This is a genomic window from Corynebacterium sp. MSK035, from assembly GCF_030232615.1.
GTDB lineage: Bacteria > Actinomycetota > Actinomycetes > Mycobacteriales > Mycobacteriaceae > Corynebacterium > Corynebacterium jeikeium_D.
The window spans coordinates 1-1,388 of the sequence record NZ_JASPJP010000040.1; the positions used below are offsets into that span (position 1 = coordinate 1).

Sequence of the window (1,388 nt, forward strand, 5' to 3'; positions counted from 1 at the left end):
GGGTTAAACGACAGAAAGTGTGTCTGGATTCGGTGATTTGTAGTGGTTGACCTCTAGGTTTCAGAGAAATATATGCTCCGGGAGCATATATTTGGCTCCGGGACGGTAAATCCGCGGTGTGGCAGCAGTGATGTGCTACACGCGGCGTGGTGTGGTGTCGCAATGTCAAAGAACCAACCACGCTGCCACTGCGGCGATGAGATGAAACGCAACGGCACTACCAGCAAAGGAACTACGAGGTGGCGATGCAAACACTGCGGCGCGTCGAGTGTGAAGCGCCGCAGCGACATCACCAATTCCACGGTTTTTGCCGCCTTCATTGACCACCTGACCACTGGCGCCAGCCTCGATACCGTTGCCAGTCGTGTGGGATGCTCACCGCGCACACTGCAACGCCGCTTCGAACCCTTCTGGCTCGTTGACGTACCAGATCCCACCATCGGACATATCGGGCGGGTTTACGACCAGGTGTTTCTAGACGGCACATATACCGCCGGCGGCTGTTTGATCATTGCCGCAACTATCGACCATGTCATCGCCTGGCACTGGTGCAAACACGAAACCACGCGCGACTACCAACGACTTCTCGAGCGCATCGAAGCCCCACTTATCGCCGTTATCGATGGCGGCCAGGGAGCGTTTAGCGCGATCAAAAAGTGCTGGCCCACCACGAAAATCCAGCGTTGCCTCGTCCACGCCCAACGCGTTGTACGCCGCTACACCACCTCACGGCCCCGGACTGATGCCGGGCGCACCATCTACCGACTGGCGCTGAAACTGACCCGGATCACCACCCTGGACCAAGCAGCAGCATGGGGTGCACAACTGCACGAATTCTCCACGATCTACCGTTCCTGGATGGACGAGAAAACCACGGTCAAAGACCCTAAAACAGGTACATGGACCCGCACGTGGACACATCACAACGTGCGCAAGGCCTACAACAGCCTCAACCACCTCTGGCGCTCCGAACTGCTGTTTGTCTACCTCACCCCACCAGAAGGTGTGCTGGAGAAAAACCGGATTAAATCCACCACCAACAGCCTTGAAGGCGGCATCAACTCCCAGATCAAACTACTTGCCAGAACACACCGCGGCAGATCAGGCGAACGACAACGCCGAATGCTGGATTGGTGGCTCTACTTAAAAACCGAACTGCCCGACGATCCAGCACGAATCGCCAGGCAGTCCAACTGGGGCCAGGACCAACTCGCCAAAGTTTCCACCCTGACCCAACACGAGAACCAAGCCGACCACGAAACAGGACGACCAGCCCTCTACGACAACGCTATCGACACCGACTACACCCACTCAATCGGCATCCAGAAAGGCCAAATCTAACCCCCGCGCGACACGCCGAGCCAGACACACATTTTGTCGTTTAACCC

Annotated in this window: 1 protein-coding gene; it reads left to right on the forward strand. The window is 56.9% G+C overall.

What is annotated here, in order from left to right:
- Positions 1–162: 162 nt before the first annotated feature.
- The gene (locus QP978_RS10730; RefSeq protein WP_048732261.1) at positions 163–1,341 is read left to right on the forward strand and encodes an IS1249 family transposase; all 1,179 of its coding nucleotides are present in this window, start codon (positions 163–165) and stop codon (positions 1,339–1,341) included.
- The last annotated feature ends 47 nt before the right edge of the window (positions 1,342–1,388 follow it).

Coding starts and splice junctions, on each gene's coding strand:
- QP978_RS10730 (WP_048732261.1), top strand. CDS start 163: ATGTCAAAGAACCAACCACGCTGCCACTGCGGCGATGAGATGAAACGC.